Here is a 15,168-nt window from a genome sequence, read left to right on the forward strand (position 1 = left end):
ACGCCGGTGAAGGGGATGGTTACGCTCACACCGACATTCCATCATCAGCCACTGACAATCGATGCACCTGGCGCTCCAGCAGGTCGGCGATGGCGTCGATCCGGTCGAAGTCCGCATCCAGCGGCGCCCACCGGGCAGCCTGCAGATCCACGCGCCAACGGCCCTCCCCCGTTGCCAGGAACGCCTGATGGGCACCGAGGAGCGGGGTGGCCTCGGCCAGGTAATGCCGCAGCGCGTCGGCTTCGTGGCCCTCCGGAGCCTGGCCGCTGGCCTTGAGGATGCGCCACCATGGAACACCGGTGCCGTAATGGCTCATCACCGCCCCCACCTGGCGCGGCCCGCCCGCGCCCAGGAGCTCGGCGACATCGCCGTAGGCCACCGCGGACCCGGCGGGAACCAGCTGTACCACCGCCAGTACCGCCTCCACATACTCAATCCGCATTGATCCAATGTAGCCGCAGTGGCGCTCCCCGGAATTGTCTGCGGTCACCGTTAGCGTTGAGGTATGAGCACCTGGAACACCCTCCCCCGCGCAGCCTTTGACCTTGAGACCACGGGCCGTAACTCCCGCTCCGCGCGGATCGTCACCGCCTCGGTCACGGTGGTGGACCACCAGGGTGCGGTCATCAGCGAGCACGAGTGGCTGGCAGATCCCGGCGTGGAGATTCCCACCGAGGCCAGTGACATCCACGGCGTCACCACGGAAAAAGCCAGGCGTGAGGGACGGCCCGCCCGCGAGGTCACCCAGGAACTTGCCACGCTGCTGCAGGAACTCTTCGACGCCGGAACCCCTGTCATTGCCTTCAACGCCAGTTACGACTTCACGGTCCTGGCAGCCGAGTCGGCCCGGTACGGTGTCCCCCAGCTGACCAGGTTCCCCGTCCTGGACCCCTACATCATGAACAAGCAGGTGGACCGTTACCGCAAGGGCAAGCGCACCCTGACAGCCCTGTGCGAGGAGTACGGCGTGGTCCTGGACAACGCACACACCTCAGCTGCGGATGCGCTGGCCACATTGCGGGTACTCGATGCCATGGCCGGCAAGTTCCCCAAGCTGGCCATGCCCGCCAGCAAGCTGCACCAGCTGCAGGTGGACTGGGCCGTCAGCCAGGCCGCCGACTTCCAGGGCTACCTGCGCAAAACCAAGCCGGCGGCGGTCATCGAAGGCGACTGGCCGGTCCTGCCGCCACAGGATGCCGGCGTCGGCGGGTTCTGACCGCCGCTGGACACCCGCGGGGCTGCGAGGCAAGTCACAGTAACCCTGCTTCATAAAACCGCCACAATCATCCGCAGGTCATTCGGTCCGGCCGCATCCCCCCCGGACTGCCTGCCACTGTTATCCGTTGCAAGCTGAATATCGTTCGGGACTCGCCGCCGTCGTCCGTCTATTATTCACCTCACGGGTCGGTTCGGCGGGGGTGAGACAATAAAGTTTTGCGGCCACCCCTGCCTTTCATGCCCACATCAGCATGGGCGGATGCCAGGCGCCACCAGCGCAGCCTCGCGGCCGGTTGATTTATGACTCAATGAAAGTGACATCCCCAATGAGAATCAAAGCAATGAAGTGGTTCACCGCTGCTCCTGTTGCCCTGGCCCTGGCTGTTTCCCTGGCCGCGTGCGGCTCGGGAGCCTCCACGCCGAGCGGAACCCCCACGGACGCCCTCGCCGGCAGCGACCAGCAGACGCTGGATAAATACACCACCGCCGAGGTCACCCCGATCGACAAGATCGACAAAACCAAGCTGGGGCTCAACACCGAGGGCAAGCTTGAGGTGGGTACCCTTTCGGACGCACCGCCCAACATCTTCATCGATCCGTCGGGCAAGTTCACGGGTTACGACAACGAACTCCTGCGTGCGGTTGCCGGCAAGCTGGGCCTTGAGGTTGAGTTTGTTGCCACCGATTTCTCGGCGCTGCTTTCCCAGGTGTCCACCAAGCAGTTCGACGTCGGGTCCTCCTCGATCTCCACCACTGATGCCCGTCGCCAGAACGTCGGCTTCACCAACGGCTACGACTTCGGCTTCATGGCAGTGGTCGCCAAGACCGACGGCGACATCAAGGGCTTCGCCGACCTCAAGGACGACGTGCGCATCGGCGTTGTCCAGGGCACAGTGCAGGATGACTACGTCACCAACACCCTGAAGCTGGAACCGGTCCGCTTCCCGGATTACGCCACCGTCTACGCCAACGTGCGCAACGGCCAGGTTGATGCCTGGGTGGCTCCTTCCCAGCAGGCCACCGGCCAGGTCAAGGAAGGCGACGGCACCGTCATCGCCGAGTCCGTGGTCAACACGCAGAACTTCACGGCTTACGCAGTGGCCAAGGATAACCAGCCGCTCATCGACGCCCTGAACTCAGGCCTTGACGCGGTCATCGCCGACGGTACCTGGTCCAAGCTGACCAAGGAGTGGTACCCGGACCGCGAAACCCCCACCGACTGGAAGCCGGGCAGCAAGGCCGCCACGGTTCCGCAGAGCTGATTGAGCGGCAACGTTCATGGATCTCCTGGACCAGCTCGCTGACACCTTCTTCAACTGGGAGGAAATGGCCAAGGTCATTCCCTCCCTGTTGATGGTGGGCCTGCCCAACACCCTGATTCTGGCCGTAGCGTCCGGCATCCTCGGATGCCTTCTGGGCCTGCTGCTGGCGCTGATGGGAATTTCGCGCAACGCCGGCGCCCGCTGGGCGGCGCGCATCTACACCGACCTGTTCCGCGGCCTGCCGGCCATCCTGGTGATCCTGGTGATCGGTATCGGCCTGAGTCCCATCGCCCGGGAAATCACCGGCACCCGCAACCCGTATCCGCTGGGTATCCTGGCGCTGACGCTGATTGCGGCGGCCTACATCGGCGAAATTTTCCGCTCCGGCATCCAGAGCGTGGAAAAGGGGCAGCTGGAGGCTTCCCGTGCACTCGGGTTCAGCTACGGCCGGTCCATGCGCCTGGTGGTGGTGCCGCAGGGCATCCGCCGGGTCCTGCCGGCGCTGGTGAACCAATTCATCTCACTGCTGAAGGATTCGTCGCTGGTGTTTATGCTGGGCCTCGCGGCGTCCGACCGGGAAATCTTCCGGATCGGCAACGACGCCATGGCCAACACGGGCAACCTGTCGCCGCTTGTGGCGGCCGGCGTGATGTACCTGATCCTGACCGTCCCGCTCACGCACCTGGTGAACTACATCGATAACAGGCTGCGGACCGGTAAACCGGAAAAGCGTGAACCGGACGAGCTGGCAGCACCTATCGGCAAGGGGGCACAGGCATGACGGACTTTACTTCCGGCACCCTGACCGGCAAGAACCTGCACCTCTCCTTCGGGCACAACCATGTCCTCCGTGGCATCGACCTGCACGTGGAAAAGGGCACCACAGCATCGGTGATCGGCCCCTCTGGGTCCGGCAAGTCCACGCTCCTGCGGGTGATGAACCGCCTCATCGAACCGGACCAGGGTGACATCCTTCTGGATGGCCGCTCGGTCCTGAAGGACAATCCGGACGAGCTCCGGCAGCGCATCGGCATGGTGTTCCAGCAGTTCAACCTGTTCCCGCACAAAACAGTGGTGGAGAACGTTTCGCTGGCGCTGCAGAAGCTCCGCAAGCTGTCCAAGGACCAGGCCCGCGCCGAAGCCCTGGAACAGCTTGACCTGGTGGGCCTCAAGCACAAGGCCGATGCACGGCCAGCCAACCTGTCCGGCGGCCAGCAGCAGCGGGTGGCAATCGCCCGCGCTTTGGCCATGAAGCCAGAGGTGATGTTCTTCGACGAGGCCACCTCAGCCCTGGACCCGGAGCTGGTCAAGGGCGTCCTGGCGCTGATGACCGACCTCGCCAAGGGCGGCATGACAATGGTGGTGGTGACCCACGAGATGGGCTTCTCCCGCAACGTTTCCGACTCCGTGACCTTCATGGACGCCGGGGTTGTGGTGGAGTCGGGCCCGCCCGAGCAGATCTTCACGTCCCCCGCGACGGACCGGCTCAAAGGCTTCCTTTCGGACGTCCTCTAGGCCCCGTCGCTGGAACGGAAAATCCCCGGTTGCCTTGGTGGCAACCGGGGATTTTTTTGCGCGGGTAAGGGTCGACGCCGGGACTAGCCTTGGGCTGCGGCGGCGGCCCCAGCGGCGGCCGGCAGGGCGTCGAAGATGCGGTTCATGGCAGCGTCGTCGTGCGCGGCTGACAGGAACCATGCCTCAAACACCGACGGCGGCAGGTACACGCCGGACTCCAGCATGGAGTGGAAGAACGGTGCGTACCGGAAGACTTCCTGGGCCTGGGCGTCGGCGTAGTTGTGGACGCCGTTGGCCGAGGTGCCGAACGCCACCGAGAACAGGTTCCCGGCGAACTGGATGGAGTGGTCAACCCCGGCTGCGTCGAGGGCCTTGGACACGGCCGAGGACAGTTCCAGGGACCGGACGTCGATGAAGGAGTACACGTCGCGGGTGGCGTGGGTGAGGGTGGCAACCCCGGCAGCCATGGCCACGGGATTGCCGGACAGCGTACCGGCCTGGTACACCGGGCCCACGGGTGCCAGGTAATCCATCACGTCGGCACGCCCGCCAAGGGCCGCCGTCGGCATTCCACCGCCGATGACCTTGCCGAAGGTGAGCAGGTCCGGGGTCCAGGGCTCCGCCGCGTCCGGGGCGCCGCCGGTGAGTCCCCAGTAGCCCGAGTATCCGGTGCGGAAGCCGGTCAGGACCTCGTCCACAATCAGCAGCGCGCCGTGTGCCCGGGTGATCCGGGACAGGCCCAGGTTGAAGCCCTCCGCGGGGGTGACCACACCCATGTTGGCGGGGGCAGCCTCGGTGATGACGGCGGCAATGTCGGCCCCATGCAGGGCAAACGCGGCTTCGACGGCGGCAAGGTCGTTGTACGGCAGTACCAGCGTTTCAGCGGCGGTGGCCGCGGTGACGCCGGCGGAGCCGGGCAGCGCCAGCGTGGCCAGGCCGGAGCCGGCGGCGGCAAGGAGCCCGTCCAGGTGGCCGTGGTAGCAGCCGGCGAACTTGATGATCAGGTTGCGGCCGGTGAAGCCGCGGGCCAGCCGGACAGCGGTCATGGTGGCCTCGGTGCCGGTGGAAACCATCCGGACACGCTCTGCGGCGGGCACCCGCTCCTGCACGATGGCGGCGAGGTTGGCCTCATCCGGGGTGGACGCACCGAAGGACAGGCCACGGTCCACTGCCGTGTGGACGGCATCCAGCACGGCGGGGTGGGCGTGGCCCAGCAGGGCCGGCCCCCAGGAGCAGACGAGGTCCACGTATTCCTTGCCGTCGGCGTCCGTCAGGTACGGCCCTTTGGCGGACACCATAAAGCGCGGTGTGCCTCCGACTGACCCGAAGGCCCGGACCGGGGAGTTGACCCCGCCGGGCATCAGCTTGCGGGCACGGTCAAAGAGTTCCTCGTTGCGGAGGTTGCTGGAAGTCATTGGTCTATTCTCTCAGTTAGCCGGCCAGCAGTTCCGCCACCCTGGGCGCCACCGCCGTACCCATCAGTTCAATGGACCGCAGCATCGCGGCGTGGGGCAAAGGTCCGCTGCTGTACTTCAGGTCGAAGCGGTCAGCTCCCAGGTCCTTCTTGAGCCGGACGATCTTGCCGGCCACCGTTTCCGGTGACCCGACGTACAGGGCACCCTCCGGGGCGCACAGGGCTTCGAACTCGCCCCGGCCGGCGGGGCCCCAGCCGCGTTCGGCGCCGAGCTTGTTCCGGAGTTTGAGCCAGTGCGGGAAGAACTCCGCCTTCGCCGCTTCGTCGGTGTCCGCCACGTGTCCGGGCGAGTGGGTGGCAACCTGCTGCGCCGGGTGCCCGTACTTGCCCATCGCTTCGCGGTACAGGTCCGCCAACGGGCCGAAGGACCGGGGCTGGCCGCCGATGATCGCAAAGATGATGGGGTAGCCGTACTGGGCGCAGCGGAGCACGGATTCGGGGGTCCCGCCTACGCCGATCCAGGTGGGCAGCAGGTGGTGCTCCAACGGCGGGTAGACGCTCAGCCCGTGCAGCGCGGGCCGGGTGCGGCCTTCCCAGTGGACCGGTTTCTGCGCCCTGACCTTGTCGAACAGCTCCAGTTTTTCCTCAAAGAGGACCTCGTAATCGGCAAGGTCAAGCCCGAACAGCGGGAACGATTCCACAAAGGAGCCGCGCCCCAGCATCACTTCAGCGCGGCCGTTGGAAATGGCGTCCACCGTCGAGAAACGCTGGAAAACACGGATGGGATCATCTGAGCTGAGCACCGTCACGGCGGAGCCCAGCCGGATCTGCTGCGTCCGGGCGGCGGCAGCAGCCAGGAAGACCTCGGGGGCGGAGACGGCGTAGTCCTGCCGGTGGTGCTCCCCCACGCCGAAGGAGTGAAGACCGACGGCGTCGGCAAGTTCGGCCTGTTCCAGCAGTTGGCGCAGGGCCTGGGCGTGCGGTTGTGGGCTGCCGTCCGGATTCTCGCCAACGTCCCCGAACGTGTTCAGGCCCAGGAGGATACGGTTCGCGCCCACGGGTGCAGTGGGGCTGGCCGGTGCCGGGCCGCCGGCGGTGGCGTGTTGCGTCTCAGTCATCAGGATTCCTTCAGCCAGCCGGCAAGCTCGGCGGCCCAGTAGGTGAGCACCATGTTGGCGCCGGCGCGGCGGATGCCAAGGACGGATTCGGTGATGGCGGCCCTCCGGTCGATCCAGCCGTTGGCGGCGGCCGCTTCGATCATGGCGTACTCGCCGGAGATCTGGTAGGCGGCCACGGGGACGGGGCTCATGGCCGCGACGTCCGCCACGATGTCCAGGTAGCTCATGGCGGGTTTAACCATCACGATGTCGGCGCCTTCGGCGAGGTCAAGCTCCACTTCGCGGAGCGCTTCGGTGCGGTTGCCGGCGTCCATCTGGTAGGTCCGCCTGTCGCCCTTGAGCTGGGAATCGACGGCCTCGCGGAACGGGCCGTAGAAGGCGGACGCATATTTGGCGGCGTAGGCCACCACGGACGTGGTGGTGTGGCCGGCCGCATCAAGGGCAGTGCGGATGGCCGCGATCTGGCCGTCCATCATGCCGGAGGGACCGAGCATGTGGGCCCCGGCGTCGGCCTGGGCTACGGCCATCCTGGCGTAGATCTCCACGGTGCGGTCGTTGTCAACGTAACCGTCGGCGTCGAGAACGCCGCAGTGGCCGTGGTCGGTGAATTCGTCGAGGCACACGTCGCTCATGATGACCAGGTCATCGCCGACTTCGGCGCGGACGTCGCGGATGGCCTTGTTGAGGACGCCGTCAGGGTCCAGCGAGGCGGTTCCCTCGGCGTCGCGGACCTCGGGAATGCCGAACAGCATAATGCCACCCAGTCCCAGCTCCACGGCCTGGGCCGCCGCGCGTCGGAGTGATTCGGTGGTGTGCTGGGCTACGCCGGGCATGGACGTGATGGGGTTGGGTTCGGTGAGGCCCTCGCGGATGAAGGCTGGCAGGATCAGCTCTGCCGGCGCCAGCCGGGTTTCGGCGGTCAGCCGCCGCATGGCGGGGGTGGTGCGCAGGCGGCGGGGGCGGTGGTTGGGGAACGTCATGGTCCTGTGTCCTTCACGGTGTCTCAGGTGCTGGAAGTTGGGGGGCAGTGGCCAGGGCCGGTCAGGGCGGTGCTGCGGCCAGACCGGGCTCGTGCCCTGGTCCAATGGAACCTGTCAGGGCTTCGACCAGCCCGGCAGATGTGGGGTCTGTAGCCACTGCCGCGGCGGGCCAGCCGAGCTCCGCAGCCTGGTCCGCCGTCGACGTCCCGATGGCGATCAGGCGGCAGGCCTGGAGCGGGAACAGGACGGCAAGCCGCCGGACGGCGCTGGGTGAGGCCGCCACAACGGCGTGGATGGTGCCCGCAGACATGCCGGCAGCTGCAGTGGCCGCAGACACCAGCCGCGGCTGTGGGGTGCCGGGTTCCGCGGCGATGGCCAGGCGGCGCTCCGGTGCGGCCGGGAAGTCCACGGTCCGGTAGGCGGTGACAGCCGTGACGTTGCTGCCGGAAGCTGCCAGTCCGTCCGCCAGCCGGGAAGCGGCGATGTCTGCCTGGGGCAGCAGGACGGGGCCGGTTCCGCCGGGCCAGACTTCAAGGAGCCCGGCGGCGGACTGTTCGCGGGCTGGGACCAGGGTGACAGTGACCCCGTTGGCTTCGAGCAGCCTGCGGGTGGCCGGCCCGATGGCCGCGACCCGGGTGGCAGCGGGCAGCCAGGCCCCCAGGGATCGCCCACGGTCGACGGCCTGGGCCACCAGGACGTGGACGGTGGTGGCGCTGCTGACCACCAGCCATTCGAAGGCACCGGCACCCAGGCCGTCGCAGGCCACCTCAAGGGCGTGCTGGTCCGCTGCCCGTTCAAAGTCGATCAGGGGCAGCACCAGGGCTGTGGCTCCTGCCGCCTCCAGTGCTGCGACCAGCCCGGTGGACCGTTCGGGACTGCGGGTTACCAGCACCTGGGTGCCGCGCAGCGGCTGCCCGGTTCCGGATTCGCTGGACGTGGGTCCCATTGCGGGATCAGGACGCCTGGAGATCGGCGATGTCCGCGGCCCCTGCAGCCAGCAGCGCCTCAGCCAGTTCGATTCCCAGGAGGGTGGCACCTACTTCGGTCAGTCCGTCCGTAGCGCGCTTGTCCCGGACGGTGGCCGTGCCGTCCACTGCACAGACAGCAGCTTCGAGGTGGAGCATGCTGCCCTTGCGGTAGGCGTAAGCACCGACGGGAGCCGCGCACCCCGCTTCAAGCCGGGCCAGGAGGGCACGTTCGGCGGTGACGGCCAGCCGGGTGTCGGGGTCGTCAAGGGCGGCGAGGGCCTGGGCCAGGACAGCCTGGGAGCCTTCGGTACTGCCGGCCTTCCGCGGCGCGTCCGCTGTCCGGCATTCGATGGCCAGGGAGCCCTGGCCGGCGGCGGGCAGCATCACATCGGTTTCGAGGAATTCGCTGACCGCGTCCAGCCGGCCGATCCGCTCCAGTCCGGCGGCTGCGAGGACCACTGCGTCCAGGTCACAGGTCTTTCCGGGGACCACCTCGGCGGTGGTGTTGCCCGGCAGGCCGGCAACGCGGCCCAGCCGCGTGTCCACGTTGCCGCGGATGTCCAGGATGTCCAGGTCGGGCCGGGCGGCGCGGAGCTGGGCGGCGCGCCGGGGCGACCCAGTGCCCACGGTTGCGCCGGCAGGCAGGTCGGCCAGCTTGAGCCCGTCCCGTGCGCACAGCACGTCGCGGACATCAACGCGCCGCGGCGTTGCCGCGAGGCTCAGTCCCACGGCAGCGCCGGTGGGCAGGTCCTTCAATGAATGAACCGCAACGTCGCATTCGTTGCGGATCAGGGCGTCGCGAAGGGCAGCCACAAAAACGCCGGTGCCGCCCATCTGCGACAGCGACCCGGTCAGGACGTCGCCGTCGGTCCTGATGTGCACCAGTTCCACCGGGAAACCCCCGACGGCGGCAAGCTGGTCCGCGGTCTGCTGCGTCTGGGTGAGCGCGAGTTTGCTGGCGCGCGTTCCGATCCTTACCGTCACTGCTGCGAGGCTCCCCCGGCCGGACCTGCTGCGGCTGTCCCGGGATAAGGGTCGTGGCCGGTGCCTACAGTGGTGTCGGCTGCGGCGATCGTGGGCTTTTCGCCGCGGAAGTTGGCGCAGCAGCCGGGACGGCAGACGTCGTACCAGGGCCCCAGACCGGTGACGGCGGGCCGGTCGCTGATGTTGTTGGTGGCGGTCCGTTCCAGGATGAGGTCCACCATGCCGGCAACAAACGTGCGGTGGGTGCCCGGGGTGGGTACCCGGGTTGCGGCCAGGCTCAGGTTGGCGCAGGTCTCCAGGGCCTCGGTGTCGAGGTCCCACACAACTTCCATGTGGTCACTGACGAATCCGAGCGGGACAATGACGATGCCCCTGACGCCCTTGCCGGCGAGTTCCTCGATGGCATCGTTGATGTCAGGTTCCAGCCACGGCACGTGCGGGGCGCCGGAGCGGGACTGGTACACCAGCGACCAAGGAGCGGTGAGGCCTGATTCCTCCTCGACGCGCCGGATGACGGCGGCGGCGGAGGCAAGGTGCTGGGCAACGTACGCCGAGCCCTCCTCGAATTCGCGGGGCTCGCCGTCCGACCGGCCGGCCGCATCGGCGTCGCGGGTGGGGATGGAGTGCGTGGCGAAGAGGATCTGGATGGGAGCATCCGGTGTCCCGGCCGCGGCGAGCTGCGCGCGGACATCGGCCAGGCCGGCTGCGGTGCCTTCGACGAACGGTTCCACAAAGCCGGGGTGGTCGAAGTACTGGCGAACCTTGTCCACTTCGAGCCGGCCGTCCAGGCCGGTTTCCGTCAGGGCCATGCCGATGTCCTCGCGGTACTGGCGGCAGCTGGAGTAACAGGAGTAGGCACTCGTGGTGAGCATCAGCAGGCGGCGGTGGCCGGCGTCGTACGCGTCCTGCAGGGTCTGCGGGATGTAGGGATCCCAGTTGCGGTTGCCCCAGAGGATGGGCAGGTTGATGCCGCGGGCAGCAAGCTCGGCCTCGAGGGCCGCCTTGAGTTCGCGGTTCTGCTGGTTGATGGGGCTGATGCCGCCGTTGGCGCGGTAGTGGTGGGAGACCTCTTCGAGGCGCTCATCCGGGATGCCGCGGCCGCGGGTCACGTTGCGGAGGAACGGAATGACGTCCTCCTGGCCCTCGGGGCCGCCGAAGGAGGCAAGCAGGACGCCGTCATATTCCTTGGGCGCCATCCGGCCGGCTTCGGTGACGGGGTTGATGGCGGTGCTGATGCCGGATCCGTTGGCGCTCATGCCAGGACCTCCGCAACTTCAGCTGCCGACACGCGGCGGCCCGTATAGAACGGGACCTCTTCGCGGACGTGGTTGCGGGCTTCGGTGTTGCGCAGGTGGCGCATCAGGTCCACGAGGTCCACGAGTTCCGGGGCTTCCAGGCCCAGGATCCATTCCCAGTCACCGAGGGCGAAGGAGGACACGGTGTTGGAGATGACCTGCGGGAATTCGCGGCCCAGGAGGCCGTGTTCGCGCAGCATTCCGCCGCGTTCCTCCTCGGGCAGGATGTACCACTCATAGGAGCGGACAAACGGGTAGACGCACAGCCATTCGGCCGGCGCCACGCCGCGGGAGTAGGCAGGCGTGTGGTTTTTGGCGAACTCGGCCTCGCGGTGCACTCCCATGGCGGACCAGACGATTTCCGTGCCGGCGAAGAGGCCGCTCCTGCGGATGTCGCGGATGGCCTGCTGCAGGGCTTCGGGTTTGGCGCCGTGGAGCCACACCATGATGTCCGCATCGGCGCGCATGGCGGAAACGTCGTAGCTGCCGCGGTGGGTCACGCCGGCCTGGCCCAGGCGTTCCAGCAGGGCTTCGAAGTCGGCCGCGGCGTCAGCGCTGCGGACCACCTCCCCGGACCGCTTGAACACGGTCCACAGGGTAAAGAACTGCTCGGCTGATTCTTCGGTTTTAGTGACAGATTCGGCAGAAGTGTGGCTCATGGTTACAAGTTTGCCCCCTGTTGGGCGCCAAGGCGAAACCCACAACTTCTACAACGCGTAGAAGTGTTGAATGTCACACAATGCGCGGGGTGGGGTTGGCCCGGGGCCCTTGGTTAATGGCTTCGGAGCCGGAACAGCGCGGCGCCCGCAGCGCAGGCCAGGCCGATGAGTCCGGCGCCGAGCCCCACGATCGCCAGCTGCGGGCCGGCCGCTGGATCTGCCCCGGGCGCGGCCGCCGGATTGGCGGCGTGCAGCAGGCTGACCGCCAGCGACGTGCTGCCCTGGGAGCCGACGCGGGGGATGCCCGTGCCCTGCGGCGTCGCGGCCGGGCCCGGGGCTGGGGTTTGGGCGGGTACCGGAGTGGACGGGGCGGCCGCCGCTCCCCCGTTGTCCGCCGGATTCTGTCGTGCGGTTCCGCCCGGCGCCGCAGCGGCTTCGCTGGCCGGCGCCTGCGGTGCCGCCGGGATGCTACGGGGTGTTGCGGCGTTGGGCGTTGCTGTGGTGGGTGGCATGGCCGGGGTGGTGGGCGTCGGTGTTGTGGTCGACGGCGTCGCCGCGGTGGGTGACGTGGTGGGTGCCGGCGCCGCAGTGGCTGGTGCAGTGGCAGCGGGAACGGCCGACGGCGATCCGGGCGACGGTGCCGTGCTGGCCGGCGTTGTGGGAAACCCCGTAGCCGTGGAGGCCGGCGTGGTGGCAGGGGCAGTGGATTTCCCCGGCTCGGGCTCCGGGGTCTTCTCCTCGGCTGCCGCAAAAGTTGCCTCCGGCCGGGATTTCTGTTGCGGCGCGGAGGGCGGCGCATCCGCACCCCATGACGACGCGGCTCCGGAGCTAAGGACCAGTACCGTTCCGATGGCCGCAGCTGCCGCGCCCCGCCGGATTCCCCCATGGATACCGGCCGAGGACAGTGCTGGCCTGGACCTGTTGTAAACCATGGGCACCGACCCTAGCCGCCCGTTCGGGGCAGGGTGAAGTCCGTGACCCGGGCCCACAACGCGCGTTTTCGGCGCCCTTCCGCTACACCCGGCGCTGACCAGCAACGATGGTCAGCCGATGAGGATGCGCGCCTGTTCCCGTGTGTCGGAAACCACTGCGGCGAGGCCGTTGCCCGCCACCCAGCCACCCACCACGGCCAGGTTGCCGGCGGCCGTGCACGCCGCCCGGATGTCGGCCACCCGGGCCTTGTGGCCCACCGCGGCGAACGGCAGGGCGCCGCGCCACCGGACCACGTCCCAGGCCACCACGTGGTCCGGGCCGACAGCCTGCGCCAACAGGGCGGTGGCGTCGCGCAAGGCAGCTGCCAGGAGGTCCCCGTCCGTTTCCGGGCCCGCCTGCTGCCCGCCGGCGCCATCGACCTTTCCGTAGGACAGCCGGAGCACATGCCGGCCGGGGCCAGCCGCTGCATCGAGCCAGTCCCACTTCCCGGTGGCGTGGGTGAGTGCCTTGGCCTCGATGCCGGGTGTGCCTGGCGCCACCAGCACGCCCGTGCCGCGGGGCCGGGCGTCCAGGCCTGCCTCGTCCACCACCAGGGTCACCAGTTTCACGTCCGGGCCGGACGCGGGCTGCTTGCCCGCAATGGCCGGCACGGCGTTTTCCAGGAGGCCGACGGCGGCCGGGCCGTCCACAGCCACCACCAGGAGGGCTGCGGCAAGAGTCTGTCCGGGCGTGGTGACCTGCCAACCCGACGGGTTCCTGGTGACGCTGCCGGCTGCGGTATTCGGGAGGAGGGCAACGCCACGGCCACGAAGGTCAGCTACCAGCGCGGTTACGAGGGTATGCATGCCGCCGGCCAGTCCGGCCACAGCGGAGCCGGCTTTTGCAGGCCGGCCGGGAGCGCTGCCGGTGGCAGCCCCTGACCCGGTGGCAGTCCCTGCACGGGCCCGGCGCTGGGCGGAGACCGCGGCAGCGAGCGAACCGTGGTCCCTGATTCCTGCCCGCAGCCCCGGGGCCACCATGTCGACGTCGAGCAGTCCCGGGTCCGCCGAATGCACGCCACCCACGACGGGGGCCACCATACGTTCCAGGACGCGTGTGCCCATCCGCACCCGGACCAGGGCGGACACGCTGGTGACGGGAGCGGAAGTGCCCACCGAGGCCGGCAGGAAGCGGTCCAGGGAGGCGCGCAGGGAGCCCAGCAGGCCAAGGGACCGGCGGACCTCCGGGTCCCACGGGTTGGCGGGTATGCCCAGGACGCCGGTTTTAGGCAGCTCGCGGGGACCATCCGGCAATTGGACCCAGGCGCCGCCGGGACGCGGTGCCACAATTTCGCCGGCCAGTCCCAGCTCAGCGGCAAGGGTGGCCACCGCGTCGCTGCGGGTGGCAAAGGATTCGGCGCCGCTGTCCAGGGTGAGCCCGGCCAGCGTGTGGCTGCCGATGCAGCCGCCCCAGCTGCTACCGGCTTCGAGGACCGTGACGGCGTGCCCGGCGGCCGACAGTTCCCTGGCCGCCAGCAGGCCGGAGATGCCGCCACCGATCACCAGGGCGGCTCCGGGCTGCGCCGCCAACGTGCCCACCGGACTACTCCGGTGCGATGGAGTGGATGAGTTCAACCACGCGGGTCAGGACTGCCGGATCCGTCTCGGGCGGCACGCCGTGGCCCAGGTTCAGGACGTGGCCCGGGGCTGCGGAGCCGGCGGCGATGACCTCACGGACATGGGCTTCCAGTACCTCCCAAGGGGCGGGCAGCAGGGCAGGATCGATGTTCCCCTGCAGTGGGACGCTTCCGCCCAGGCGCCGGTTGGCTTCGTCCAGGGGCAGCCGGTAGTCCACGCCCATGACGTCGACGCCGACGTTATGCATGGCCACCAGGAGCTCGGAAGTGCCGGTGCCGAAGTGGATGAGGGGGGCACCGTGGTGGCGGACGTGGTCCAGGGCGCGGGCCGAGGCGGGGGCAACGTACTTCTCGTAGTCGGCCAGGCCCAGCGAACCGGCCCAGGAATCAAAAAGCTGGGCTGCGGAGGCGCCGGCCTCAAGCTGCGCCTGCAGGAACATGCCGGAAGCGTCAGCTGCCCAGTTGGCCAGCGCGTTCCAGGTTTCTGGGTCAGCGTGCATCATGGTCCGCGGGCCCAGGTGGTCGCGGGACGGCTTTCCCTCCACCATGTATGCGGCCAGGGTGAACGGCGCGCCGGCAAAGCCGATCAGCGGGGTTTTGCCCAGCTGGGCCACCGTGAGGCGGACGGCTTCGCGGATGGGCTCCAGGGCCTCCCACGTCAGCTGCGGCAGCGCCGCCACGTCAGCAGCTGTCCGGACCGGTTTGTCCAGCACCGGGCCAACGCCGGGGACGATGTCTACGCCCACACCGGCCAGCTTCAGGGGAATAACGATGTCCGAGAAGAAGATGGCAGCGTCCACGTCGTGGCGCCGCACGGGCTGGAGGGTGATCTCCGAGGCCAACTCCGGCCGGAGGCAGGAGTCCAGCATTGCCACGCCTTCGCGGACCTTCATGTACTCCGGCAGGGAACGGCCGGCCTGCCGCATGAACCAGACGGGACGGCGGGACGGCTTGCCGCCACGGTAGGCGGTGATCAGCGGGGAATCGGTGGTGCGGCCATCCAACAGCGGGTGGTCTGGCGCTAGGACGCCGGCAGCGGACACGGCAGGGCTGGAAGTCATGCTCTCGATTGTGCCCAAAATCGGCGGCAAAAGATAACGGCGGGCAGGCGCCGCAAACCATGACAGGAGCCCCCGTGGCAGGAATCACAGCAGCCATCTGCCCTTCCCGGCGGCCGCAGTTGTTCTACCGAGCCGCGAAAAAGCTA

General features: G+C 68.4%; 16 protein-coding genes. 5 read left to right on the forward strand and 11 right to left on the reverse strand.

The genetic code is table 11. The features are described from left to right. Positions 1–25: 25 nt before the first annotated feature. Entirely contained in the window at positions 26–442 is a 417-nt protein-coding gene (locus tag ACRB8A_RS12855; protein WP_050687949.1) for an MGMT family protein, read from the reverse strand. Positions 443–505: 63 nt separating this feature from the next. On the opposite strand from ACRB8A_RS12855, the gene ACRB8A_RS12860 reads away from it, so the two are divergent. The 4 genes from ACRB8A_RS12860 (at position 506) to ACRB8A_RS12875 (ending at position 3,995) form a co-directional block, all read left to right on the forward strand. After that, positions 506–1,216, forward strand: a complete 711-nt coding sequence (locus ACRB8A_RS12860) for a 3'-5' exonuclease (protein WP_056597129.1) — start codon at positions 506–508, stop codon at positions 1,214–1,216. A gap of 328 nt (positions 1,217–1,544) precedes the next feature. Next, positions 1,545–2,480, forward strand: coding sequence for an ABC transporter substrate-binding protein (locus ACRB8A_RS12865; protein ID WP_050685955.1), 936 nt, complete (start codon positions 1,545–1,547; stop codon positions 2,478–2,480). Positions 2,481–2,496: 16 nt separating this feature from the next. Beyond that, positions 2,497–3,261: an amino acid ABC transporter permease gene (locus ACRB8A_RS12870; protein ID WP_050685954.1), complete on the forward strand. Its 765-nt coding sequence runs from the start codon at positions 2,497–2,499 to the stop codon at positions 3,259–3,261. Then, positions 3,258–3,995 (forward strand): amino acid ABC transporter ATP-binding protein, encoded by a 738-nt coding sequence (locus ACRB8A_RS12875; protein ID WP_050685953.1) that lies wholly within the window; start codon positions 3,258–3,260, stop codon positions 3,993–3,995. The genes ACRB8A_RS12870 and ACRB8A_RS12875 overlap by 4 nt, the downstream gene beginning before the upstream one ends. Positions 3,996–4,078: 83 nt before the next feature. Here the strand turns inward: ACRB8A_RS12875 and hemL are convergent, their stop codons facing one another. The 8 genes from hemL to ACRB8A_RS12915 form a co-directional block, all read right to left on the reverse strand. Continuing rightward, positions 4,079–5,410: a glutamate-1-semialdehyde 2,1-aminomutase gene (hemL, locus tag ACRB8A_RS12880; protein WP_050685952.1), complete on the reverse strand. Its 1,332-nt coding sequence runs from the start codon at positions 5,408–5,410 to the stop codon at positions 4,079–4,081. Between the two features lie 16 nt (positions 5,411–5,426). After that, complete coding sequence (locus tag ACRB8A_RS12885; protein WP_285240720.1) at positions 5,427–6,527, reverse strand: LLM class flavin-dependent oxidoreductase; 1,101 nt, start codon at positions 6,525–6,527, stop codon at positions 5,427–5,429. After that, a complete protein-coding gene (hemB, locus tag ACRB8A_RS12890) occupies positions 6,527–7,507 on the reverse strand; it encodes a porphobilinogen synthase (protein WP_050685948.1) in 981 nt (326 codons plus the stop codon). The genes ACRB8A_RS12885 and hemB overlap by 1 nt, the downstream gene beginning before the upstream one ends. A gap of 61 nt (positions 7,508–7,568) precedes the next feature. Next, the gene (locus ACRB8A_RS12895; RefSeq protein ID WP_285240719.1) at positions 7,569–8,453 is read right to left on the reverse strand and encodes a uroporphyrinogen-III synthase; all 885 of its coding nucleotides are present in this window, start codon (positions 8,451–8,453) and stop codon (positions 7,569–7,571) included. A 7-nt stretch (positions 8,454–8,460) separates the two neighbouring features. Then, complete coding sequence (gene hemC / locus ACRB8A_RS12900) at positions 8,461–9,459, reverse strand: hydroxymethylbilane synthase (protein WP_050685944.1); 999 nt, start codon at positions 9,457–9,459, stop codon at positions 8,461–8,463. Then, positions 9,456–10,715, reverse strand: coding sequence for a ferrochelatase (locus ACRB8A_RS12905; RefSeq protein ID WP_285240718.1), 1,260 nt, complete (start codon positions 10,713–10,715; stop codon positions 9,456–9,458). Before ACRB8A_RS12905 ends, hemC begins: the two co-directional genes overlap by 4 nt. Then, positions 10,712–11,413 (reverse strand): hydrogen peroxide-dependent heme synthase, encoded by a 702-nt coding sequence (gene hemQ, locus ACRB8A_RS12910; RefSeq protein WP_056597120.1) that lies wholly within the window; start codon positions 11,411–11,413, stop codon positions 10,712–10,714. Before hemQ ends, ACRB8A_RS12905 begins: the two co-directional genes overlap by 4 nt. 113 nt (positions 11,414–11,526) lie before the next feature. Continuing rightward, positions 11,527–11,925: a hypothetical protein gene (locus ACRB8A_RS12915; protein ID WP_285240717.1), complete on the reverse strand. Its 399-nt coding sequence runs from the start codon at positions 11,923–11,925 to the stop codon at positions 11,527–11,529. Here ACRB8A_RS12915 and ACRB8A_RS12920 point away from each other — a divergent pair. Beyond that, positions 11,924–12,340: a hypothetical protein gene (locus tag ACRB8A_RS12920; RefSeq protein ID WP_432244829.1), complete on the forward strand. Its 417-nt coding sequence runs from the start codon at positions 11,924–11,926 to the stop codon at positions 12,338–12,340. The genes ACRB8A_RS12915 and ACRB8A_RS12920 overlap by 2 nt on opposite strands. Positions 12,341–12,456: 116 nt before the next feature. On the opposite strand, the gene hemG is transcribed toward ACRB8A_RS12920, so the two are convergent. Both hemG and hemE read right to left on the reverse strand, forming a co-directional pair. Continuing rightward, positions 12,457–13,923 (reverse strand): protoporphyrinogen oxidase, encoded by a 1,467-nt coding sequence (hemG, locus tag ACRB8A_RS12925; protein WP_285240715.1) that lies wholly within the window; start codon positions 13,921–13,923, stop codon positions 12,457–12,459. A gap of 4 nt (positions 13,924–13,927) precedes the next feature. Beyond that, positions 13,928–15,022 carry a uroporphyrinogen decarboxylase gene (gene hemE, locus ACRB8A_RS12930; RefSeq protein WP_285240714.1) on the reverse strand — a complete coding sequence of 365 codons (1,095 nt, stop codon included), beginning with the start codon at positions 15,020–15,022 and terminating at the stop codon, positions 13,928–13,930. Positions 15,023–15,168: the final 146 nt, after the last annotated feature.

This window comes from Arthrobacter sp. G.S.26 (genome assembly GCF_050847375.1).
Lineage (GTDB): Bacteria > Actinomycetota > Actinomycetes > Actinomycetales > Micrococcaceae > Arthrobacter.